The sequence below is a fragment of the Flavobacterium akiainvivens genome, assembly GCF_001278115.1.
Classification (GTDB): domain Bacteria; phylum Bacteroidota; class Bacteroidia; order Flavobacteriales; family Flavobacteriaceae; genus Flavobacterium; species Flavobacterium akiainvivens.
Genome location: NZ_LIYD01000005.1, coordinates 2,705,599 through 2,728,193, shown reverse-complemented (window position 1 = coordinate 2,728,193; position 22,595 = coordinate 2,705,599). Strand labels below are relative to the sequence as shown.

At 43.1% G+C, this 22,595-nt stretch carries 21 protein-coding genes; 13 read left to right on the top strand and 8 right to left on the bottom strand.

Annotated elements, in window-relative coordinates:
* Position 1 precedes the first annotated feature (1 nt).
* Positions 2-199: a hypothetical protein gene (locus tag AM279_RS12345; RefSeq protein WP_054408344.1), complete on the bottom strand. Its 198-nt coding sequence runs from the start codon at positions 197-199 to the stop codon at positions 2-4.
* Between the two features lie 50 nt (positions 200-249).
* Entirely contained in the window at positions 250-825 is a 576-nt protein-coding gene (locus AM279_RS12340; RefSeq protein ID WP_054408343.1) for a MarC family protein, read from the bottom strand.
* A 429-nt stretch (positions 826-1,254) separates the two neighbouring features.
* Here AM279_RS12340 and AM279_RS12335 point away from each other — a divergent pair, with 429 nt between their 5' ends.
* The 10 genes from AM279_RS12335 (at position 1,255) to AM279_RS12290 (ending at position 10,243) form a co-directional block, all read left to right on the top strand.
* Complete coding sequence (locus AM279_RS12335; RefSeq protein WP_054408342.1) at positions 1,255-1,845, top strand: DUF3109 family protein; 591 nt, start codon at positions 1,255-1,257, stop codon at positions 1,843-1,845.
* A gap of 300 nt (positions 1,846-2,145) precedes the next feature.
* Complete coding sequence (locus tag AM279_RS12330) at positions 2,146-3,123, top strand: ribonucleotide-diphosphate reductase subunit beta (protein ID WP_054408341.1); 978 nt, start codon at positions 2,146-2,148, stop codon at positions 3,121-3,123.
* Positions 3,124-3,208: 85 nt separating this feature from the next.
* Positions 3,209-5,626 (top strand): ribonucleoside-diphosphate reductase subunit alpha, encoded by a 2,418-nt coding sequence (locus tag AM279_RS12325; protein WP_054408340.1) that lies wholly within the window; start codon positions 3,209-3,211, stop codon positions 5,624-5,626.
* Positions 5,627-5,800: 174 nt separating this feature from the next.
* The gene (locus AM279_RS12320) at positions 5,801-6,295 is read left to right on the top strand and encodes an RDD family protein (protein ID WP_054408339.1); all 495 of its coding nucleotides are present in this window, start codon (positions 5,801-5,803) and stop codon (positions 6,293-6,295) included.
* A gap of 13 nt (positions 6,296-6,308) precedes the next feature.
* Positions 6,309-6,803 carry an RDD family protein gene (locus AM279_RS12315; RefSeq protein ID WP_054408338.1) on the top strand — a complete coding sequence of 165 codons (495 nt, stop codon included), beginning with the start codon at positions 6,309-6,311 and terminating at the stop codon, positions 6,801-6,803.
* Complete coding sequence (locus AM279_RS12310; protein ID WP_074961698.1) at positions 6,796-7,317, top strand: RDD family protein; 522 nt, start codon at positions 6,796-6,798, stop codon at positions 7,315-7,317. Before AM279_RS12315 ends, AM279_RS12310 begins: the two co-directional genes overlap by 8 nt.
* An 84-nt stretch (positions 7,318-7,401) precedes the next feature.
* On the top strand, positions 7,402-7,950 hold the full coding sequence (locus tag AM279_RS20495; RefSeq protein WP_143090450.1) for a hypothetical protein: 549 nt from the start codon (positions 7,402-7,404) through the stop codon (positions 7,948-7,950).
* 2 nt (positions 7,951-7,952) lie between these two features.
* Positions 7,953-8,489, top strand: a complete 537-nt coding sequence (locus AM279_RS12300; protein WP_143090451.1) for a hypothetical protein — start codon at positions 7,953-7,955, stop codon at positions 8,487-8,489.
* A 50-nt stretch (positions 8,490-8,539) separates the two neighbouring features.
* The gene (locus AM279_RS12295) at positions 8,540-8,851 is read left to right on the top strand and encodes a hypothetical protein (protein WP_394331216.1); all 312 of its coding nucleotides are present in this window, start codon (positions 8,540-8,542) and stop codon (positions 8,849-8,851) included.
* A 54-nt stretch (positions 8,852-8,905) separates the two neighbouring features.
* The gene (locus AM279_RS12290) at positions 8,906-10,243 is read left to right on the top strand and encodes a deoxyguanosinetriphosphate triphosphohydrolase (RefSeq protein WP_054410316.1); all 1,338 of its coding nucleotides are present in this window, start codon (positions 8,906-8,908) and stop codon (positions 10,241-10,243) included.
* Positions 10,244-10,428: 185 nt separating this feature from the next.
* Here the strand turns inward: AM279_RS12290 and AM279_RS12285 are convergent, their stop codons facing one another.
* Genes AM279_RS12285 through AM279_RS12275 form a run of 3 tightly spaced genes read right to left on the bottom strand, consistent with a single transcriptional unit; the run spans position 10,429 to position 14,736 of the window.
* On the bottom strand, positions 10,429-10,992 hold the full coding sequence (locus AM279_RS12285; protein WP_054408334.1) for a DNA-3-methyladenine glycosylase I: 564 nt from the start codon (positions 10,990-10,992) through the stop codon (positions 10,429-10,431).
* 3 nt (positions 10,993-10,995) lie between these two features.
* A complete protein-coding gene (locus AM279_RS12280; protein WP_054408333.1) occupies positions 10,996-11,226 on the bottom strand; it encodes a hypothetical protein in 231 nt (76 codons plus the stop codon).
* A gap of 21 nt (positions 11,227-11,247) precedes the next feature.
* A complete protein-coding gene (locus AM279_RS12275; protein ID WP_054408332.1) occupies positions 11,248-14,736 on the bottom strand; it encodes a TraB/GumN family protein in 3,489 nt (1,162 codons plus the stop codon).
* Positions 14,737-15,253: 517 nt separating this feature from the next.
* Between AM279_RS12275 and AM279_RS12270 the strand changes: the two genes are divergently transcribed.
* Positions 15,254-16,288: an IS110 family RNA-guided transposase gene (locus AM279_RS12270; RefSeq protein ID WP_054408331.1), complete on the top strand. Its 1,035-nt coding sequence runs from the start codon at positions 15,254-15,256 to the stop codon at positions 16,286-16,288.
* A gap of 113 nt (positions 16,289-16,401) precedes the next feature.
* Here the strand turns inward: AM279_RS12270 and AM279_RS12265 are convergent, their stop codons facing one another.
* Both AM279_RS12265 and AM279_RS12260 read right to left on the bottom strand, forming a co-directional pair.
* Positions 16,402-17,049 (bottom strand): queuosine precursor transporter, encoded by a 648-nt coding sequence (locus tag AM279_RS12265; protein WP_054408330.1) that lies wholly within the window; start codon positions 17,047-17,049, stop codon positions 16,402-16,404.
* 192 nt (positions 17,050-17,241) lie between these two features.
* Entirely contained in the window at positions 17,242-17,814 is a 573-nt protein-coding gene (locus tag AM279_RS12260) for a hypothetical protein (RefSeq protein WP_054408329.1), read from the bottom strand.
* Positions 17,815-17,959: 145 nt separating this feature from the next.
* Here AM279_RS12260 and ald point away from each other — a divergent pair, with 145 nt between their 5' ends.
* Positions 17,960-19,048 (top strand): alanine dehydrogenase, encoded by a 1,089-nt coding sequence (gene ald, locus AM279_RS12255; RefSeq protein ID WP_054410314.1) that lies wholly within the window; start codon positions 17,960-17,962, stop codon positions 19,046-19,048.
* Between the two features lie 48 nt (positions 19,049-19,096).
* Here ald and AM279_RS12250 read toward each other — a convergent pair whose 3' ends face one another.
* Complete coding sequence (locus tag AM279_RS12250; RefSeq protein WP_054408328.1) at positions 19,097-20,284, bottom strand: retropepsin-like aspartic protease family protein; 1,188 nt, start codon at positions 20,282-20,284, stop codon at positions 19,097-19,099.
* A 201-nt stretch (positions 20,285-20,485) separates the two neighbouring features.
* Between AM279_RS12250 and AM279_RS20780 the strand changes: the two genes are divergently transcribed.
* The gene (locus tag AM279_RS20780; RefSeq protein WP_054408327.1) at positions 20,486-22,396 is read left to right on the top strand and encodes a hypothetical protein; all 1,911 of its coding nucleotides are present in this window, start codon (positions 20,486-20,488) and stop codon (positions 22,394-22,396) included.
* Positions 22,397-22,595 lie beyond the last annotated feature (199 nt).

Genomic DNA, 22,595 nt, shown 5'->3' with positions numbered 1-22,595 from the left:
ATTATTTGCCGGCTTTTTCTGCTATGCTCATAGAGTTGCGCAGTATTTGCAATACGCAAATGGCACATAGAGAGGCTACTATGCCTATAAGGGCTACAAGGCTGTTGCCTTCGGTAATGTGTGAAAAATCAAGCTGGGTAATGTTAAAGATAACAAGGCCAAGAGCCAGCGCCATCAATATATAGATAAAGGTTTTCATACAAAAACAGAACTTATGTGTGTATGCGGTAAATGTACTGAAGTTTAACGTTATGCAAATAAACCTTTAACATTACTGGCAAATAATTTAACAGCTATTGCCAAAAGTATTACCCCAAAAACTTTGCGGATTACCCCAAGGCCGTTGTTACCCAATATCTTTTCTATTTTGGCAGAAGACTTGAGTACAACATACACCAACGCTATGTTTATAACAATGGCCAGGATGATGTTTATCTTGTCATAAGCTGAGCGTAACGATAGTATGGTGGTCATGGTGCCCGCCCCGGCTATAAGCGGAAATGCAATGGGCACAATGCTGGCAGTGCTGGGGTTGTCGTCTTTATACAGGTGTATGCCTAAAATCATTTCAAGCGCCAGGAAAAACAGTACAAACGAACCCGCCACGGCAAACGAGTTGGCATCTATGCCTATAAGCTTCAGTATTTCTTCGCCCACAAACAAAAACGCAATCATAATAACCATGGCTACTATAGAGGCTTTTTCGCTTTGTATGTGGCCCAGGCGGTTGCGCAGGCCTACAATAATGGGTATGCTTCCCACGATATCTATAACCGCAAAAAGCACCATGGTAACGGTAAACATTTCCTTCCAGTCGAAGCCCATACTATTTTGTTTTAAAAAGTGGGTCAAAGGTAGTAAAAAGTCTAAGGTCAAAAGTCATAAAGTCGAAAGAAACAAAGTGGCTGAGTTGCAAAGTGACAGAGTTGCAAAGTGACAGAGTTACAAAGTGACAGAGTTACAAAGTGACAGAGTTACAAAGTGACAGAGTTACAAAGTGACAGAGTTACAAAGTGACAGAGTTACAAAGTGACAGAGTTACAAAGTGACAGAGTTACAAAGTGGCTGAGTTGCAAAGTGACAGAGTTGCAAAGTGACAGAGTTACAAAGTGACAGAGTTACAAAGTGACAGAGTTACAAAGTGACAGAGTTACAAAGTCGCAAAGTCGAAAATACCAGCGTACTAAAATTCTAATATTCGAATAATCGAACCATCCAATAATCTAAAAATCCAAAAAAGACTATCTTTGCAAAATGTTTCAACTGGGTAAAACAATAGTGTCTGAAGACATTTTGGAAAAAGAGTTTGTTTGCAACCTTTCGGCGTGCAAAGGGGCTTGCTGTGTAGATGGAGATGCGGGTGCACCGCTTAATGAGGAGGAAACCAAAATCCTTGAGAAGATTTACCCGCTGGTAAAGCCTTTTTTGCGCAAGGAGGGTATAGAAGCCATAGAGGCGCAGGGCACATGGGTAAACGGTACCGATGGCGACCTTGAAACCCCGCTTATAGACAATAAAGACTGCGCCTACGTTATTTTTGACGGCAAAACCGCGCTTTGCGGCATAGAGCAGGCCTATAACCAGGGTATTGTAGACTGGAAAAAACCGGTGTCATGCCACTTGTATCCTATACGTATAAAAGACTTCAGCGAATTTTCGGCGGTAAATTATGACCGTTGGGAAATTTGTGATGATGCGTGTTCTTTGGGTAAGGAGCTTGAAGTGCCGGTATACAAATTTGTTAAAGAGGCGTTGGTTCGCCGATTTGGCATTGACTGGTATACCGAGCTTGAAAAAGTGGCTGAAGATCTTAAAAACGATACTTCGCCACGCAGGAGGGGGTAACAGGATTTTCTATTGATTATAGTGTGTTTGCTAAGGTGATTTTAACTAAAAATCATCCTAAAGTACCTGTGTTTTCAGGTGGTTAGTGGTAAATTACTAATCCATTCCTTTAATTATAACCATTTGTAAATCAACAATGTGTGTTTTTAACACTGCTTTAACGTTAGCTTTAAACGTTGTTAAAAACTCAACTCGATTGTGAATAACTATGCCTTTGAATTTCTAATGTAAATGCCAAACTTTGTATTCGCCCTTTGAGACAAGGGTGCCAATTCATAACTCAATAAACGTCAAAATACTATGTCTGCAATAGAGCCTATACTTCAGGAGAACAAAAACCGCTTTGTGATTTTTCCAATCAAACACCATGATATTTGGGATTGGTATAAAAAAATGGAAGCGAGCTTTTGGACGGCTGAAGAAATAGACCTGCACCAGGACCTTAACGACTGGAACAACAAGCTTAGCGAAGACGAAAAATACTTTATTAAGCACATACTTGCGTTTTTTGCAGCATCAGACGGTATTGTGAACGAAAACCTGGCCGAAAACTTTGTTAACGAGGTGCAGTACCCGGAGGCTAAGTTTTTCTACGGTTTCCAGATTATGATGGAAAACATACACAGCGAAACCTACTCGCTGCTTATTGATACCTATGTTAAAGACGAGACAGAGAAAGACCAGCTTTTCCACGCGCTTGAGGTATTCCCTGCTATTAAAAAGAAGGCAGACTGGGCCCTTAAATGGATTGAGAGCGACTCGTTTGCAGAGCGCCTTATAGCCTTTGCAGCGGTTGAGGGTATTTTCTTTAGCGGTGCATTCTGTTCTATCTTCTGGCTTAAAAAGCGCGGCCTTATGCCGGGCCTAACCTTCTCTAACGAGCTTATTAGCCGTGACGAAGGTGTACACTGCGACTTTGCCGTGCACCTGCACAACCACCACCTGGTAAATAAAGTGCCTAAAGACCGTATTAAGGAAATTATTGTAGATGCGCTTACCATAGAGCGCGAGTTTATTACCGAGTCGCTTCCGGTGAGCCTTATAGGAATGAACTCGGTGCTTATGACGCAGTACCTTGAGTTTGTAACTGACAGGCTTCTTGTAGAGCTGGGCTGCGAAAGACAATACAACGTGGGCAACCCATTTGACTTTATGGATATGATATCGCTGCAGGGCAAGACCAACTTCTTTGAAAAAAGGGTGTCTGAGTACCAAAAGGCAGGGGTTATCAATAAAGATACCGACTCGCAAAAAATTAGTTTCGACGCCGATTTTTAATTAATAGATACCAACTGAATTATTATATACAGGGGTGTCCTAAAAAGATGCCCCCAGGATTACTAACCCCTAAATTAAAGCTTATATGTTTGTAGTAAAAAGAGACGGAAGAAGAGAGCCGGTAATGTTTGATAAGATTACCGACAGGGTAAGGATTTTATGTTACAGCCTTAACGACCTGGTAGACCCTGTAAAGGTGGCCATGCGCGTTATTGAAGGATTATATGATGGTGTAACCACATCAGAACTTGATAACCTTGCAGCCGAAACCGCTGCTTCTATGACAGTTACCCACCCTGATTATGCCCTGCTTGCCGCCCGTATTGCTGTAAGCAACCTGCATAAAAACACCAAGAAGTCGTTTAGCGAAACCATGAGCGATATGTATCATTACGTTAACCCGCGCACCGGTAAAGAATCGCCGCTGCTTAGCGACGACGTATATGAGGCTATTATGGCTAACGCCGAAGAGCTTGACTCTAAAATTATATATAACCGCGACTTTAACTACGATTACTTTGGCTTTAAAACCCTTGAGCGCTCTTACCTGCTGCGCATAAACGGCAAAATTGTAGAGCGTCCGCAGCACATGCTTATGCGTGTATCGGTAGGTATTCATGGTACTGATATTGCTTCGGCAATTGAAACCTATGAGCTTATGAGTAAAAAATACTTTACCCATGCCACACCTACGCTGTTTAATTCGGGTACGCCTAAGCCGCAAATGTCTTCTTGCTTCCTGCTTTCTATGAAAGATGATAGTATAGACGGTATTTATGATACGCTGAAAAGCACGGCTAAAATATCGCAAAGTGCCGGCGGTATTGGCCTTTCTATACATAACGTAAGGGCTACGGGTTCTTACATTCGTGGTACAAACGGTACCAGTAACGGTATTGTGCCTATGCTAAGGGTGTATAATGATACGGCCCGTTATGTAGACCAGGGCGGTGGTAAGCGCAAAGGCAGCTTTGCTGTTTACATAGAGCCTTGGCATGCCGATATTTTTGATTTCCTTGACCTGCGCAAAAACCACGGTAAGGAAGAAATGCGCACGCGCGACCTGTTCCTAGCCATGTGGATTCCGGATATGTTTATGAAACGTGTAGAGGAAGACAGCACCTGGACGCTTATGTGCCCTAACGAGTGTCCTGACCTTTATAACGTGCACAGTGAGGAGTTTGATGCTTTATACCTTAAGTATGAATCAGAAAACCGTGGCCGCAAAACGGTAAAAGCCCGCGAGCTTTGGGAAAAAATATTGGAAAGCCAGATTGAAACCGGCCTTCCGTACATGCTGTACAAAGATGCGGCTAACCGTAAGAGCAACCAGAAAAACCTGGGTACTATCCGTTCTTCTAACCTGTGTACCGAAATTATGGAGTACACCAGCGAAGACGAGATTGCTGTGTGTAACCTTGCGTCTATATCGCTGCCTATGTTTGTGGAAGACGGCAAATTTAACCACGAGTACCTGTTTAATGTTACCAAGCGCATAACACGTAATCTTAACAAGGTTATAGACCGCAACTATTACCCGGTTCAGGAGGCAGAAAACAGCAACATGCGCCACCGTCCGGTAGGCCTTGGCGTACAGGGCCTTGCAGATGCTTTTATCATGCTGCGCATGCCATTTACCAGCGATGAGGCCAAGGCACTTAACCAGGAAATTTTTGAAACCATATACTTTGCAGCCGTAACCGCTTCTATGGAGCTGGCTAAAGAAGAAGGGCCGTACTCAACCTTCCAGGGGTCGCCTATATCTCAGGGTGAGTTCCAGTACAACCTGTGGGGCCTTAATGATGGCGACCTTAGCGGCCGTTGGGACTGGGCTTCGCTTCGCACGGAGGTTATGGAGCACGGCGTGCGCAACTCGCTGCTGCTTGCCCCAATGCCTACCGCTTCTACATCGCAAATATTGGGTAACAACGAGGCGTTTGAACCTTATACTTCAAACATCTATACCCGCCGCGTGCTTTCGGGCGAGTTTATTGTGGTAAACAAGCACCTGCTGCACGACCTTGTAGAGCTTGGCCTGTGGAACGAAAACCTGAAACAGGAAATTATGCGCAACAACGGTTCTATACAAAACATACCTGTTATACCTACCCACATAAAAGAGCTTTACAAAACCGTGTGGGAAATGAGTATGAAAGACATTATAGACATGAGCCGCCACCGCGGTTACTTTATAGACCAGAGCCAGTCGCTTAACCTGTTTATGGAAGGCGCTACGTTCTCTAAGCTTACCTCTATGCACTTTTATGCATGGAAAAGCGGCCTGAAAACCGGTATGTACTACCTGCGCACCAAGAGTGCGGTTGACGCTATTAAGTTTACGCTTAATAACGACAAGCAGGCTGAGCCGGTTGCTGCCGAAGCTGCTGTTGCCGGTGGTGTTGCCACCGCTGCTGCACCTGCTGTTGAGCTTACGGAGTTCCAGGCTATGCTGGAGCGCAGCCGTAATGCCGACCCTGAAGACTGCGAAATGTGCGGATCTTAATTACAGATTATATTTAGGTAGAATGAAGAAAGGGAGCTTTTTAAAAAGGCTCCCTTTTTTTGGCCGGGGAGTTTAGATTTTTCTGGCATAGCCGGCAGGAGGTTGTAATATGGAAGCAAACTGCTGAGGCCGTGCTTTCTTTTTCATATCTTTATGACCTAAAAATTCTCCTTTATGCAATTTGAAATAGAATATGAATTAAGGGCCAATTCATGGCGCAGGTTAGCCAATTATATAATAGATGTTGCGGTGCGTTTAAGCCTTACCTGGATTTTGGGTATGATTATAGGGGCGCTTACCTATTTAGATATTTATGGGCCTTTTGATTATGTGCAGAAAATGAGTGGCTTTGAGAACCTTGTATTAACTTATATTATTGCGTATTTGTACTATTTTGTATTTGAAACCTTAACAGGTGGCCGTACATTAGGTAAGTATATAACCAATACAAAAGTGTTAACCTGGTATGGCGAGAGGCCCACGGCCGGGCAAATAGCCAAACGCAGCCTGTGCCGTATTATACCGTTTAACGCGTTTTCGTTTTTGGCAGAAAATCCATTAGGGTGGCACGACAGCCTGTCTGGCACTGTGGTGGTAGACATTAATAAATATAATGAAGAACTCAGCCTGCGCCAGGGTTTCCAGGAAATTGGGATGCCTGCCGAGTAGGCCAACATAGATTATGAATAAACAACAACCGGTAGCGGTACACATGCTGGCGCCGCACCACAAGCGCGTTTCTAACTTTATAGCCGATACGCTTATTTGCTACTTGCTAACCCTTAGCCTGGGCGAACTGGGCATAGTATTAAACGACAATTTTGCCTTTGATGTTTTTGTTATAGGCAAGCCGGAGATGGACAATTATAAATTCCAGGTTGTAAACCTGCTGGTTTCGGTAGTGTATTACGGCCTGTTTGAATCGTTGTTGCAGCGCACCCCCGGCAAGTTTATAACCCGCACAAAAGTGGTAAACCGCCTGGGCGAAAAGCCTGATGAGGGCACTATACTGCTGCGCACGCTTTGCAGGCAAATTCCGTTTGAAGCACTGTCGTTCCTGGGGCCTTATGGTATAGGCTGGCACGATATGTTTTCTAAAACCCTTGTGGTAGATAGCCGCCGCGCCGCTATGACGCCACCTGCCGATGAAACCCCACAAAGCACAGATAATGAATAATACGGAGTTTGAAATAGACCACGAAGTATTTGCCGGCAAAAGCACCCGTATAGCCAATATGGTTATAGATACTATTGTGTGCACCATATTGCTCATGCTGGTGTACCTGGCCATACTGCTGCTGTATAAGTTTGCCGGCATGGAAGACCTTATGCTGTGGTATATAGATATGGGCAGCTTTACCAAACTGGCTATAGCCGCCGGGGTTACGTTTTTTTATTACCTGGTGTTTGAAACACTAACAGGCAGCACCATAGGCAAGTATGCCACCGGCACGCGTGTGGTAGATGCTTATGGGCAAAAACCATCGGTAAAAGCGGTATTAATACGCACCCTCATACGCCTTATGCCTTTTGAGGTGTTTACTTTTGTGGGTGAAAGCGCTGTAGGCCTGCACGACAGCGCCAGTAAAACCTATGTGGTAAGCCTGCACAAGCTTAACCTGGCCCACCGCATGAAAGCCGCCTATACTGAAATGGGCATAACCCAAAACCCTTTTCTTTCAGACAAATAAAATTTGCAATTAACTTATTTTTAACATTTTGCGATTTTTTTTTTTTGTTAATTTAGATTTTATTAACATTAAATTCTTCTCGAAATGAAAAAAATTATCTTGGCATTTGCCACACTTTCAACAATCTTCTTTTTTGCATGTACAAATGAAATTTCTGAAACTTCATTAGATTCATCACCTTCATCATTAAGGATTCACCCACAGGACAAAGCGGGCGAAGTAATCAATGGTAATTTTGTTATTACCGAAAATCTATCTGCATTATATACAGATATGAATGCCAATCTTACTGCAAATGGTTTGGCTAATGTGCACAGTTTTGAAATAAAAGAGTCATCTACAAGACCAGGCTCTTATATGTTGGTTGGCGCAAGTAGCGATGATACAGTAAAGTCAGGTATTCCTTTAACTTTAGCTAATAACGTTTTTTATATTAATTTCAGGTATTCCTCATCTAACAGCTTAGTTGCTAATCAAGTTACATGCACGGGTTGCACAAGAGGGTGCAGTCCTGGAACTTACACAGATTCAAATGGGCAGACTCAAAATGAATGTACTCCTTGCGAATTTTTACATGGCCAAAGTTGTACAAAAACAGAGACAACTATTACTAAACCTACCACCTCGCAATGATTATGAAGTTTAAGAAATATCTTTATTTAATTATCTTCTTGCCTTTCTTCTGTTCGGCGCAAAGTTTAAATTGGAAAATAGCTAAAGAAGATCAGAAAAAAGTTCTTTTTGTAGAGGATACAGTTTTAATTAAGGAGTTTTTTAAAGAGCTTATTCCTAAGGAGATATCAGTTGCAGAAGATTCTATTCCAAATACATTTGATAAAATTTCGATTGAAAGCGCACTGTTGCAGGATGATAATGGTAAGATATTGAAGGATTATTATTATGTGATGTGCAGAAATTTTAAGTTGAAACTTAAAATTGCAATTTTGTTAAAGAAAGAAGGTAAAGACTTCATCATGTTTTATGATTCTCCTACCCTGTCTCACCATGAGTTAGATATGAATAAATGTTTTCTTACTTGTTATGGGACTAATGAAGATTGTTATCCTCAACTTTATATTGATAAAGGGGCGGAATACTGGACTTCATCCGCTTACAGTTATTGTAATCCGGATTCCCCTTGTAAACAAACTATTGGACTATTACAGTTATAATTTAAAGCCTGCGAAAGCAGGCTTTTGTTATTAAAAGTATTGGCGTACTTTTGAAGAATAAATCTGCTGTTAAAATCAGTTTTAACAGTCCTGATAACTACATCATTATGGCAAAAGATAAAGACGCTATTTACACCGGTATAATAGAAAAAGACGAAAACGGCAACTACTTTAGCGGCCCCTACCTGCTGGACTATCGTATGGTAGCCGAAAAATTTAAGGAAGGCGACAGGATAACCATACGCTCGGTTATTGAAAACCCAAGCGACAAAAGCTATGATACCTACAATAAAAAATCAAAGGATTTTGTAGCTGCTGATAAGAAGAAGTTTGTAGCCCCCCAACCCCCGAAGGGGGAGTAAGCTACGAGTGAAGCTAATTCTTAAATCTGAATTCTTAAATCTGAAATGGAAATGATGCAATGGGAACAGCTCCTGTCGTTAAAAAGGCAGGGCGATACAAGCAAGCGCCTGCGCCGTGAGCAGGATGATACCCGCCTGGGTTTTGAGGTAGATTATGACCGTATAATATTTTCGTCGGCGTTTCGCAGCCTGCAGGATAAAACGCAGGTAATACCCCTTAGCAAGACTGATTTTGTGCACACCCGCCTTACGCACAGCCTTGAGGTAAGCGTGGTGGGCAGGAGTTTAGGCCGGCTTGTAGGTAAAAAAATTATAGAAAAACACCCCTACCTGGCTGAGGTGCACGGCTACCACATGAACGATTTTGGCGCCATTGTAGCCGCAGCTGCACTGGCACACGATATAGGCAACCCACCCTTTGGCCACAGCGGCGAAAAAGCCATTGGCGAGTATTTTAAGATTGGGAAAGGACAGCAGTATCGCGATAAGCTTACGGATAAAGAATGGCAGGACCTGGTTGACTTTGAGGGCAATGCCAACGGCTTTAACCTGCTAACTTCCAGTCGCCCCGGTATTGAGGGTGGCCTGCGTATTAGCTATGCCACGCTGGGTGCCTTTATGAAATATCCTAAGGAGTCGCTGCCAAAAAAGCCCACAAGCAATATTGCCGATAAAAAATATGGCTTCTTTCAGTGCGATAAGGCCTTTTTTAAAGATGTCGCGGCCGATATGGGCATGATTCCGAATAAAACCGGAGATGATACCGGCTTTGAGCGCCATCCGCTGGCCTACCTGGTTGAAGCTGCCGATGATATTTGCTACACCATAATCGATTTTGAAGACGGTATTAACCTGGGGCTTATAAGCGAGGACTATGCATTGGAATACCTTATAAAGCTGGTTAAGGACAACGTTCAGGTTGAGAAATACAAGAGCCTTACCACCAAGGAAGACCGCGTGAGCTACCTGCGTGCCTTAGCAATTGGTACGCTGATTAACGATGCGGTAAACACGTTCCTTGAAAACGAGCAACTGATTTTAGCGGGTAAATACCCTTATGCGCTAACCGACCGCGGCAACTATACCGCCCAGATGAAGGACATTATTAACCTGAGCATTAAAAACATTTACCAGAGCCGCGAAGTGGTGGAAAAGGAGGTAATGGGCTACCGCATTATCAATACGCTCTTAGATGCGTTCTGTACGGCTTATAACAATAAGTTTGACGGCAACGAAAGCAATTACGACAAGCTGATACTAAAACTCCTTCCCGAAAAATTCATTACCGATAAAATGACGGTATACGACCGCCTGCTACACATTTGCCATTTTGTTTCTACCCTGACTGACGGTAACGCTGTGCTGCTGTATAACAGGATAGCGGGGAAGTAGTTAAAGAGTTGTCAGGTTGGGAGTTGGGGGTTGTTTTTAAAGTTATTCATGTAACAAATAACCCTTATTTACAATATAAAAGCGCTGCAAAACATTATATATTTTGTAGCGCTTTTCTTTTTATGAGTGTGTAATTTGGAGTCTAAACTTTAAAAACAACTCCCAACCCACGACCTGAAACAACCTTAATGCCGCGTCCAGCAGTCAGCTACGTGGTCGTTTACCATGCCGGTGGCCTGCATATGGGCATAAATTATGGTGCTGCCCACAAACTTAAAGCCTCGCTTTTTAAGATCTTTGCTTATGGCATCGCTAAGGGCCGATGTGGCCGGGATATCCTTAAGGGTTTGCGGGTGGTTGTCTACCACTTTGCCATCGCTAAATTTCCAGAAATAGTTGGCAAAGCTGCCAAATTCTTCCTGTACTTTTATAAACGCTTTGGCATTAATAACCGATGCATTGACTTTTAATTTGTTGCGTATAATGCCTTCATCCTGCATTAGGGCGTCCAGCTTTTCTTGGCTGTATTCCGCAATCTTTTTATAGTCGAAATTATCAAATGCCTTTGCAAAGCTTTCGCGGCGGCGCAGTATGGTAATCCAGCTCAGCCCCGCCTGGAAGCCTTCCAGCAGTATAAATTCAAACAGGGTGGCATCGTCATGCACGGGTTTGCCCCACTCATTATCGTGGTAGGCTTCATATAGCTCGTTGCCACGGCACCAGCCGCAGCGTATTTTGTTGTCTTCCATTATTTATTCTTCGTATTCGTCATACATAGTGCCAAAATCGCCATAGCCGTAGTTTTTGCGTTTTCCAAAGCTTGCCCTTTCGTGCTGGCTGTTTAGGGTTTGGTCTATCATGGCACTTATGTAGTCTTTAATTTCGTTGTCATCGGTAAGGCGTTTGTCGCCCACGGCGTTGTAGGCCAGTGCATTTATTTTTCCGCCCTCGTTTACAAAGGCCACGCACAGCAGCTTATCCATATTGCCGCCATAGCCACCGTATTAATCATAGTCGTTCTTGTCTTTCTTCTCAATATTTTTGGTTTTGTAGAAGTAGAAGGTAATGATGTTTTTTTCGTCATAGTTTACGCTGCGGCTTTCAATAAAAATAAGCGAGTCTTTTTTGGTGTCTACCCCTTCCAGCGATATAATGGCCGATTCTGCAATCTCTTCATCGCTAAACTCCTTAAGCAGCCCGGTTTCTTTTTTCTCGGTAAGCAGCTTTAGTATCTCAAAGCGGGTTTTGTTATCAGCCAGCAAACCTTTCAGCTTCTCTTCGTTAGCATCGCCGTTTTTAATTTCAAGGCGGGCCAGCTCTAGGTTGGTTTCGTCCATATCAAGCGTGGCAATGGCATCAAATACCTTCTTAACATCCTTATCGTTACGGAAGGCATACAGCAGCTGCATATAGCCGGTTAACGATGCAGGCTCATCATCATTATAGGCATAAGCATACTCATAGTCATCACCACTCATTTGCTGTAGTGCCTTGCGGCTTTTGGCCCTTTTTATTTCGAGGCGGGTGCTGGTAAGCAGCATTTTTTTGTAGGCTTTAAGCTTTTTGGCCTTTACCTCTTTTTCTTCAATAAGGGTAGAGGCAAAGCTTACCACCGGCCCCTGGTATTCCGGAATGCTGTAGTATTGCAGCACATCAGGAAACAGTACAGCGCTGTTTTTGGCGTCGTTCTCAAAGCTGCTGAACAGGCTTTGCACCTCATAGCTGTTATCGCTAATGGGCAGGTCAAACTCCATAAGTTCGCCTATTTTTTTGTAGGCGGCCTTGCTTTCGTAGTTTGTAAGGGCATCGAGCACGGCAAACTGTACCGTGGCGTTAACGTCTTCCTGCTTGTATTGCCTTTCAAAAAACGGAATAGAAGATTCGTCTTTCAGCCTGCCCAGTTTTGCATACAGCTCTACAAGGGCTTCGGTTTCTTCGGCTTCAAACTCAAAATTATCTATGAAGTTTTCCAGGGCTTTGCTGTCTTCTTTGGTAAGTTCCAGGCTGCTGATAGAAGCCAGGGCACTGCTGCGTATGCTGTCGTGCTCGCTTTGTGCGTCTTCCATCCAGAGCTTAAAGCGGTCGGCAGGCAGGTCTTCGGCCTTGGGGTCGTTTAGCAGGGTAAAGCTGTTAAACAACTTTTCGATGGCCGGGTCGCCGCTTTTGTAGCCTTTTTCTACAAGGGTATTAATAACATAGGTGGTGCCGTTGCGGTGCAGGGCCTTAACCTTTATGGCCTGCTGGCTGCGGTCGCTAATTAGGGTGGCGGTATACTGGTAGTATTTGCCGCTTTCTACAAACTCCTGTTTTTCGTCTATAAGCTGTAGTTTGGCTTTTTTAGGCTTGATGTACTTATCCCAGATTGAACCCAGCTTAACGGTATAATCGCCCATTGAAAAGCCCGGTATTGCCGCAATACTATCTGTAGCTACTGCCATGGCATCATTATCAATATTTGCAAGGTTGTCTTCTTCAAGCATGTATTTTTTAAGCTTGCCCCAAATACTGTCTATGCTCTTAATGCTGGTGTGCCTGTGGTATTTGTGGTAATACACATCTACTACCTGGCCATTTGGCATACTGAACTGCCTGTTGCCATACAGCTCTTTAAACACGTTTTTCTCTTCGTCATCATAACCATAACGGCTGCGGTTTGCGGGTTCAAAATCAAGCCTTTCGTTTTGTGCGCGTGCAATTTGTACACTGTACAGGCCAATGGTGTCTTTAAATACTTTGTAATCTGTAGCATCTTTAACCGGGGTTAGCGCAAACGAGTTTATAAAGCTGTCAGCCGCGGCCTCGGTGGCGCCTATGCTGCCTATAAGGAAGTACTTAGGCCCGTTTATAACCGACTTAAGCCTTAGCCCGCGTTCGGTTAAAGAGGCGCTTGATGTATACGTTGTTTTGGTAGCATCTACCTGTACATGGGTGCTGTCTATGCCCAGTTGGGTGTAGAATTCAGTATGCATGCGCCTTAGCTCAAAGGCGGTATCTTCCAGGGCTTCGTTATCGCCTATGGTGCGTTCTTCCACAAAAAAGTTGGCCCTGGTGGCTGCATCATAGCCATAAAAGCTAACGTCTTCAGTTACTTTGGCGTTGGTTTTTTCGCCGGTGGCTACATAATAGCCCGGCATGTTTATGGTAAAGCCGCCGCGCTGCGGGCCTGTTTTTACCCATGCGGTACCGTTTACCTTAATTTTAAGGTTGTTAAAAACATCGTTCTCAAACTGGCGCACATAGTTTTTTTCGCCCGCCATGCTAACCATAATAATTTCCATGGGGGTAATGTAGTACCTGTAGCGCTGGGCGTTCCCGGTTTTGGTAACACTTTTTATGTCATACAGCTTGTAGCCATCGGCGGTGCTGAATTTCTTTTCGAGTATTTTGCCGGGAATGTTTTCGTAAAACAAGCTATCCAGCGAAAGCGGGTTGAACGCCTTGTAGTCTTTCTTGAGGTAATCGTTAAGCAGGAGGCGCTTTACGTTTATGTAGCCGCCGTTAGCCAGGTCAGGGCTTTGCACGTCGGTTTCAATTTCAATCACGGGGCCGTCTATCACGGGCAGGCTTACTACGCCATCTGGGCTGGTGTAGGTCTTGAATTTAGGCTTGGTAAAGTAGTTGTCTATCTTTTCCTTGTCGGCCTTACCCTTATCAGTATACGTAGCCGGTACGGCCTTTACGGTATAGCCTTTGGTGCGCAGCATTTCTATAATGCCATGTTTGCCGGGCAGGTGCGCCGCGCCCACGGCTGCAAAAAGGCTGCCGGTGCGCATAAGCGAGTCGATGCTTTTAACCATAACCGTATTGCGGTCCCACAGCATTACCTTAAGGTATTTTTCGCCGCTTGAAAGGTTGGTAAGCGAGTCGAGCATATCCAGGTCTTTATCGCGGTAGTAGTTCATCATGGCTTCTTCATAATCAGTGTCTTTAAGAAGCTTTTGTATGGCTACCATGTTTTCTTCGCTGGGGCGGGCATCTTTAAAGGGTATGTTCATTATGTTGAGCATCGACGTTTTGGTGTCTTCAAGCCCCACGGTTTTTTTGCCATACTTGCGGCCGGTGCGGTATATAAACATATCCAGGTAGGTATCTTCCTGGTATTCTTCCTGGTAGGAATTGGTGCGGAAAAGCAGGTGGTTTATGGTGTAATCCTTACTGCGGAACAGCGGGTACAAATCAGTTTTTGCTGTAGGCTGCATGTAGAACGATGCATACAGCTTGCCACGGAAAGGCCCGCGCCCCATAAGGCCCATGAGGTCCATCCAGGTGCTGGGTTCGCTTTCGTTAGCTACCATATCGGCATTGAGCAGGTGGGTAAAAAAGGCGTCGCTAAGGTGGTAGGACACCTTGTCACTAACGTGCATGGAGCCATACAGGTAGGAGTTTTTGTTAAGCCCGTTTCCGGAAACTTCCCACAGCAGGCCCTGGTATTTTTTTTCCTGTGCAAATAGTGAGGTAGCAGATAATAACAGCAGAAGGACTAATCTTTTCAATTGAAAATAAGATTTAGGAGTTGGTAAACTAAGTAACCCAAATATAGGTGTTTCTTTTAGAAAATATTCAATTAAAGCCTGAAAATATTGAGGCTTTTACAACAATTTGAGGAGGTGGTTTAAGGGTGCATAATGTTTGCAGGCGTATACTTACAGTATAACGTTTAGAGGAGGTAAGTTGGTATGTTTGGTGTGGAGAGATTTTTAAACGCAATGATACAAGGAATACCAAGATTTTAAAACAAATTAAATGTCTTGTATATTCATATGATGTACCTCTTCTTTGTGCCCCTTTAGTTTGCAAAGTGGATTGATTAATAGTATTCCGAAGTATATTTATTGTTATTAATCATTCCACAAGAAACAGGGTGAATCAATTTGTGTCAAAGGATTCCGAGGCCTATACGAAGATTACGTACCCTGTTTCTTAGAGAGCAAGATCATAATAGAAATTTAGGTTAACGACCTATTATCAAGGACTTAGATAACACTCTCTTTGTGGAATAAAATATTCAATATGAAACAAAAGTACGTAATTGGAATTGATGTTTCCAAATCTAAACTGGACATTGCCATTTTAAACAATCAGCTGGAATTACTCCAGGAGAGGGTAATTCTAAACAACAGGAAAAGTATTAGAGCTTTTATAAAAGCAGTATTAAATACTTACAGGATAACCAGGGGAGAAGTGTTAGTATGTTGTGAAAACACAGGGATTTACAACAGGCCTTTAGAAGTTGTTTGTTCCGAATTGGATGTGCCCTTATGGGTTGAACATGCCCTTAAAATCAAATGGGCCACAACGGATATGAGAGGGAAAGACGATCGTAAAGATGCGTTGCGGATTGCCCAATATGCCATCCGATATAATGATAAGCTTATTCCTTACCGTGAGGCCACAGAAGTTATTAAACAACTTGGTGTCTTAAACAAAGTACGTGAAGCTATGCTGGGACAAAAAACAGCTTTAGAGAACCGCCTGAAAGAAGCTAAGACGCATGATGCTTTTGAATATCAAATACTCTCCAAATTCTTTAAACAGGTATTAAATGCTTTGGTTAAATCTATAAAACAAACAGAGGAAAAGATAGAACAGTTAATTGCAAATGATCCTGAAATAAGCCAGACCAAGGCACTCATAACCACCATACCGGGTATAGACCCACAATGCGCTGTGAATTTAATAATTGCAACAAATAACTTCACATCCTTCCAGAGCGCCAGGCATCTTGCCTGTTACGCGGGAGTGGTGCCTTTTAAAAATCAATCCGGTACTATAGTAAAAAAGGAACGAGTATCAAAAATGGCCAATAAGAATATTAAAAAACTACTGCACTTGGCTGCAATGGCATCAATAAGGTTCGATGAAGAAATCAAAGAATACTATCAACGTAAAGTATCAGAAGGAAAAAATAAAATGAGTGTATTAAACGCCGTTCGAAATAAACTTGTTCACAGAATAATGTCGGTAGTAAACAGAAAACAAGCCTACCTGTCAAAAAATGAATACCGCTCTCAAAAAACATTGGACTTTACTTGTTTGATAACATAGAAATCTTTGTGTCCTTTAGTTTGCAAAGTGGATTCAGTGTTTTAAAACACAAAGACACAAAGGGCACAAAGAAAAAAAACAAAGGTTTATTTTAAGCTTACGCCCTGCGGGAATTATTTATTGTGGATGTATTTTTCTATCAGGGCGTGGGCAAGGTAAATAACGGGGGTAAGCAGTATGGCAATGGCCAGCTTAACGCTATAACCCGTAATGCCGCTTAGCAGGTAGGTTTGGGTATCCATCTTGCCGGTAAGGTAAAAGGCAATGCCCAAAACAATAAAGCTGTCAAAAAACTGCGAGATTACGGTAGAGCCCGTACTGCGCAGCCATATCATGCGGTTACCGGTTTTGTTTTTTACGAAATGGAAGATGGTAACGTCTATAACCTGAGACACGAGGAATGCTGTAATACTGCCCACAATAATCCACATGCTTTGCCCGAAAACGCCGCTGAACTGGGTATCGGTAACCAGGCCTTCGCCTTGTATGGCGGGTATGCTCATGGCCAGGTACAGCAGCCCGAAGCAGTAGGCAATAAGCCCGGCGGTAATAAGCGAGAGCCTGCGCACGCCCTTTTGCCCAAAGTATTCGTTAATGAGGTCGGTTGTAATAAATACCACCGGCCACGGCAATATGCCCACACTCATAGGCACCCCGAAAACGGAGATGAGCTTGCCGCCAATAAGCTCGGCCACTACGGCATTGGTTATAAATATCCCGGCCAGGATTACATAAAGGGTGCTTTTGCGGGTTTCAAACATTTATTTTGTGTTCAGTGTTCAGTGTTCAGTGTTCAGTGTTCAGTGTTCAGTGTTCAGTGTTCAGTAAACAATGGGGAAGGGTAAAGATACAATGAAAGAAATTTCAGGGCAAGTTTGGTTTTTGAGATTCCTCCTTCGTCGGAATGACACAACGTGAAAATTCAGAGTGAAGCTCATTCTAAATTCTGAAATCTAATTTCTGAGTTTAACCTCCGTTTTTATACGCTTAAAGCCCTCATCATTTAAATCAGCTTTATAAGAATATACTTTGCCGTTTTCTTCAACAATCAGTTGCTTTAAAGCATCATAGTTTACAGGTTCGCAGGCGGTGGGTATAAGTTCCGGCCCGAAAACCTGTTTCCATTTGCCTTTTTGGAAGCTCCAGGTGGTCAGGTCATACACGCAGCCATGGTTGGGCTCCTGTATTATGGTTAGTTCGGCAGCGCCGTCTCTGTTAAGGTCGCCTTCGCCTACGGGTGTGGGCATTCCGCCGGCTAAGGGCAGGTCTGGTAAGGTTTTGTTCTCAAATTTTATGGTCCAGCTTCCGGGGGTTATTCCATCGTCAGAATGTGCATCATCCAGGTTGTTGTGCACAATAATCGCGTCATCTGCTACGCCGTCGCCGTTAAAATCCCACAGGCTTACGGTTGCCGGTTTAGGTTGTGGGGCTTCCTGTTGTATGGTGTCTTTTACAGTTTCAGATTTTTGTGCAGGCTCTTTTTTGCAGGAAAGCAATAGCAGGGGGAGTAGGTACAGGGCTTTCATTAAAATTTACAATTGGCATAAACCCAAAGATACCGTATTTTCAATTTTGGTGCATAAAATCGTGCAAATATTTAAATCGGGCGTGGTGGTTTTTAAGATAGGGGCAGGTGCTTTATATTTGCACTACAACATAACTACTACCATTATGAAAATAGGGGTGCCAAAGGAAATCAAGAACAATGAAAACCGGGTGGCCCTTACTCCCGGAGGGGTGTTTGAGCTTACAAACTACGGCCATGAGGTTTTTGTGCAGGAAACCGCAGGCGAGGGCAGCGGGTTTGCCGATGCCGATTACCGCGAGGCCGGCGCCATTATGCTGCCTACCATTGAGGCGGTATATGCCATGAGCGAAATGATTGTAAAAGTCAAAGAACCCACGCCGTATGAATATCCGCTTATAAAGAAAAACCAGGTGGTTTTTACGTATTTCCATTTTGCATCGAGCCTTGACCTTACCCGTGCCATGGTGGCCAGCAAGGCGGTGTGTATTGCTTATGAAACCGTGCGCGATGACGACGGTACGTTGCCGCTCCTTACCCCCATGAGTGAAGTTGCGGGGCGTATGGCCATACAACAGGGTGCCAAATACCTGGAAAAACCTATTAAGGGCCGTGGTGTGCTGCTTGGCGGTGTGCCCGGCGTTCCCCCCGGAAAGGTGCTTATTTTAGGCGCCGGCGTGGTGGGCGTTCAGGCGGCAAAGATGGCGGCGGGACTGGGCGCACACGTTACTATGCTGGATATTAACATGAAACGCCTGCGTTATGTAAACGACGTTATGCCGCCCCATGTGGTAACGGAGTTTAGCAGTGTGTATAACATTAAACGCCACATTAAAAACCACGACCTGATTATAGGCGCAGTGCTGATACCGGGGGCTAAGGCGCCGCGGCTTATTACCCGTGCCATGCTAAAGGATATGCGCCCCGGTACCGTACTGGTAGACGTGGCGGTAGACCAGGGCGGCTGCTTTGAAACCACACGCCCCACAACCCACGAAAACCCTACCTACATTATTAACGATATTGTGCACTACTGCGTGGCGAACATGCCCGGTGCGGTGCCCTATACCAGCACCCTGGCGCTGACTAACGTTACGCTGTTTTACATCCTGAAACTGGCTAACCTGGGCTGGCAAACGGCCTGTAAGGAGTACCCAGACCTGGGCCGTGGCCTGAGTATTGTGCAGGGTAAAATTATGCAGCCGGAGATAACTGAGGCGTTTGAGGGGATGTAAGATTGAAAAATTTAAAGATTTAAAAATTGAATGATTGGGTGTACCTGCTTACTGCTGGGTGAGTTCTACTTCCTTGATTTCGCCAGTATTGATGTCTTTTAGTACCATAATGGCGGTATCGGTAGTGGGTTTCATATTGTGCTTAAAGGTGTCGCAATAGCTTACGGATGTATAGTCGAATTCGCCAAATTTCAGGATTTCGTCACCCAGGTTAACCCTGTCGCTATAGGCATCATCCCATACAATGCCTACTACAATTTTATCTCCATTTACAACGGGCTGTACGGGGAAGTGTTTTTCGGAAACATCAACAGGGCCATTGGCATAAGCGTTAAAGTACAGCTGCCTGTGCGGATAGTCGACTATCACATCGCCATACTTAAGTATTTCATTGCCTATCCTCGACCTGTTGTCGCTGGTGGTTTTGGTGGTAACACTTTTAAGGGTTGTGCCTGCAAAAACAATTTCAGGTATTGACAGCATTAAATGCTCTGTGGGTGCCTCAACACCGTTAATGCCTACCGAAAAAGCACCCTCAGACCGGTGGAGTACGGTTAAAAGGCCTGCTTCTTTTAATGTGGATTGATGGGCGCTTAATGAGAGGTCATACAGCCCTACCATGCCGGTATCAAACAAAACGAGTTCGTTTATTGTATAGCTGTCGCTCTGAAGTATAATTTTGATTCCGGGGTTGCTCTGAAACTTGTCTTTTGCCAGGGCGACGCTATTTTTTTTGTCTACGCTCAAATTTTTAAGCTTATCGGTAAAGGTTACGGTTTTATCCTGATAAGAAAACTTTACAATGGTGTTGCGCAGCATGTTACTGCCAATAAAACCGTCTATGCCCAGGCACTCAAAGAAAAAACCGGGTTGGGCCACTGCGGCCGGCACGCCGGTAAACGTAATATCGCCTACCTGTACAGGGGGTAGTGTTACAAGCTTCATGTGTTGCTTAAGGTTGCTGGAGTCGCTAATTCTAATCGAGTCCGGGGTTTGCAGGCCTAATGCCTCATACAGTTCCCGGCTTATAACACTCATGGCCCCGGTATCTACAATAAAGTTGTAGGCTTTGCCCCCAATGGTGGCCTGGGTTATTATGAGCCCGTTAATATCGGTATAGGGTACGGTGGTGTTGTAGTTTTTTTGTACCACTTTTCCCTTGTTAAGGGTTTTAATTTTTTGGGCAACGGCCACGTTAAAGCACAGTAGTGTTGAGAGAAAATAAAGTAATTTCATGTAATATTGATTGGTGCTGTAGGCATAGCACAATCTGTGCCAAGTTTTTTTGGGGTGATTTAAGATTTAAGATTGATGATTTGGTTATCCTACTCATTTCTTAATTAAATTGCTAAAAGTTTGTTAATTAGGGGAAACCCTATATACATCAGTTAGTTGTATTAAGTAGCTTAGCGTTAATAACTAATTAATCTCCTTTTTATGAAATTCTCCTTTATTAAACGGATTGTTCCGTTTGTACTGCTTTTTGCAGTTTCTTTAATTTTTACTAATTGTGCCACTGAAGAATCATCTACGCTCGACGCTACAGAAAATTCTAAACTGTTAAAATCAAGGTTTGTAAATCTTGATGAAATTAAACAAATTCCCGGAGTTGTTGAGAAGCTAAATACTTTAGCTCCCGCTAATGCTAACATGCGTATTATTGCGAGTAGTACTTATAAATTTACTATTGATACAGAACGGGTATTAATGATTGAAAAAGACGATTATCAATCTTTTACATTTCCTATAGTAAGAGATAGTGCCAATGGCTATCTTGAGAACCTGTTTTTGCACCCGCACAACGGCCGTTTTTTAGCTTTCATCATCAGGCATGAGTTAACACCGGGTAAACTGACGGCGCTTGAAAATGGTACTTCTACAGCACAAATGTTTTCGAAATTTGATGTTATGCCGCTTGATGATCCTGGCTTTGATAGCGATATAGGTATTGATATTACTGTTGATGGGGGAGGGTATACACCATCTTATTGGTATGAAGACGGGGAATGTTGGACAAACGGTGTTTACAATGATCCTGAAACTGGAGAAATTATGTATGGAGTTTTATTATGTCCTGGATGCCCCTGTGAAAATGGTAGTAATAACTCTACTTCTACACCAGGCTTTTCAATGTCACAATATCTTGCCATTTGGGACATTGGCGGTGGCGGTGGCGGTGGTGTTAATACCGGCGGGAGCTGGGGCGGCGGCGGCGGCGGCGGTAACGGAGGGTATAACCCTTTTAATCCGCCCGCAAGTGTTGACCCAAATGGAAATATTGTAACACACCCCAGTACGCTAGGTTTTTATAATGGTAACCCAATAATAGGTGTGGTGGCGCCAACTTATAACGCGTTAACTTCTTTTAAAGACAATTTGAATGCTGAACAGGCTGCATTTTGGGGAGATAGTACTAACCAAACAACAATTAAGCAAATTACAGATTATCTGCAAGATAATTTATATTCACGTTATAGCAGATTAATAGCAAAAAATTGGATTGATTTAGCTATTTTACTTAAAGATAATCCAGGTACTTTACTCAGATTATCAAATGATGATATTCAAGAATGGCTTAATCTGATTCAATTTGCGCCTCCGCAAAGCGTTGTGAATAAAATTAACAGTCTAGATCAACAAAATTTTGGAGATTATAATATTCAATACATTCAAGGTGCACGTGGAGCGATTTGTAATATGGACTATTTTCCGGTCAAAATAAGTGTTTTTCCGACCAATCCACAAACTGGTCAACCTTTTACGCCTTTTCAATTTTTAAATTATGTAAGGACTAATCTTAATAATTTTGTAGATACCACTATATCAAGTTTTTTTCCCTCAACTATAACAGGTTATAATGAGGCTCAAATATGGAATTCGTCTAACCCCGTCAATGCTATTATCCATATTAATATTTCGGGTGCTGCAGGTGATGGCTCAGTTATTTGTTCCAAATCAACAGGTACAACATGGATGTTTACAACAATAGAAGTACCATGGAAATCTACTGATGAATTTGACGGGATACATCCGGTAAGTGGTAACAGGGAATTTGGATTAATGGCAAATAGTGATGGAACCTATACTTTTTATACACGTGGCGCCGATAGGATGACAGACTCTCTTGAATCTCTTATGGCAGAAAATAATATTGTACAAGATGTATTTGAAAAACCTGACTTGCTTTGGAATAGTTTAAGAAGTAATATATATTATTATGTTGAGAATAACAATGGATCCGCAGATCCTATTTCTACTACTCCTAGTATAATTCACAGACCTGCATGGAATGAAGTAAAGCGAGTTTTGATTGGAGAGATACCGGCATCAAGTCTTTTAAACGATTAATTATGAATTACAAGAAAGTTTGTTTACTAAGTTTTATAACTGTTTTATTTTTGTTCATAGTTACCAGTATAATTTATGATGTATCTACTCAGTTTAAAATTAGAGATATTTTTAGTAGTATAAATTTATTTGCTTTTGTACTGTTATTCCCAACATTCTACTTAACAATTTTTTCATACGACATCGCAAATAGAAATTT

Excerpts from the sequence above, each read along its gene's own strand:
- AM279_RS12265 (WP_054408330.1), bottom strand. The coding sequence starts at position 17,049 with ATGTTTGAAACCCGCAAAAGCACCCTTTATGTAATCCTGGCCGGGATA.
- AM279_RS12325 (WP_054408340.1), top strand. The coding sequence starts at position 3,209 with ATGTTTGTAGTAAAAAGAGACGGAAGAAGAGAGCCGGTAATGTTTGAT.
- AM279_RS12260 (WP_054408329.1), bottom strand. The coding sequence starts at position 17,814 with ATGAAAGCCCTGTACCTACTCCCCCTGCTATTGCTTTCCTGCAAAAAA.
- AM279_RS12330 (WP_054408341.1), top strand. The coding sequence starts at position 2,146 with ATGTCTGCAATAGAGCCTATACTTCAGGAGAACAAAAACCGCTTTGTG.
- AM279_RS12345 (WP_054408344.1), bottom strand. The coding sequence starts at position 199 with ATGAAAACCTTTATCTATATATTGATGGCGCTGGCTCTTGGCCTTGTT.
- AM279_RS12320 (WP_054408339.1), top strand. The coding sequence starts at position 5,801 with ATGCAATTTGAAATAGAATATGAATTAAGGGCCAATTCATGGCGCAGG.
- AM279_RS12335 (WP_054408342.1), top strand. The coding sequence starts at position 1,255 with ATGTTTCAACTGGGTAAAACAATAGTGTCTGAAGACATTTTGGAAAAA.
- AM279_RS20780 (WP_054408327.1), top strand. The coding sequence starts at position 20,486 with ATGAAATTCTCCTTTATTAAACGGATTGTTCCGTTTGTACTGCTTTTT.
- AM279_RS12315 (WP_054408338.1), top strand. The coding sequence starts at position 6,309 with ATGAATAAACAACAACCGGTAGCGGTACACATGCTGGCGCCGCACCAC.
- AM279_RS12300 (WP_143090451.1), top strand. The coding sequence starts at position 7,953 with ATGAAGTTTAAGAAATATCTTTATTTAATTATCTTCTTGCCTTTCTTC.
- AM279_RS12250 (WP_054408328.1), bottom strand. The coding sequence starts at position 20,284 with ATGAAATTACTTTATTTTCTCTCAACACTACTGTGCTTTAACGTGGCC.
- AM279_RS12310 (WP_074961698.1), top strand. The coding sequence starts at position 6,796 with ATGAATAATACGGAGTTTGAAATAGACCACGAAGTATTTGCCGGCAAA.
- AM279_RS20495 (WP_143090450.1), top strand. The coding sequence starts at position 7,402 with ATGAAAAAAATTATCTTGGCATTTGCCACACTTTCAACAATCTTCTTT.
- AM279_RS12285 (WP_054408334.1), bottom strand. The coding sequence starts at position 10,992 with ATGGAAGACAACAAAATACGCTGCGGCTGGTGCCGTGGCAACGAGCTA.
- AM279_RS12270 (WP_054408331.1), top strand. The coding sequence starts at position 15,254 with ATGAAACAAAAGTACGTAATTGGAATTGATGTTTCCAAATCTAAACTG.
- AM279_RS12290 (WP_054410316.1), top strand. The coding sequence starts at position 8,906 with ATGCAATGGGAACAGCTCCTGTCGTTAAAAAGGCAGGGCGATACAAGC.
- AM279_RS12340 (WP_054408343.1), bottom strand. The coding sequence starts at position 825 with ATGGGCTTCGACTGGAAGGAAATGTTTACCGTTACCATGGTGCTTTTT.
- AM279_RS12280 (WP_054408333.1), bottom strand. The coding sequence starts at position 11,226 with ATGGATAAGCTGCTGTGCGTGGCCTTTGTAAACGAGGGCGGAAAAATA.
- ald (WP_054410314.1), top strand. The coding sequence starts at position 17,960 with ATGAAAATAGGGGTGCCAAAGGAAATCAAGAACAATGAAAACCGGGTG.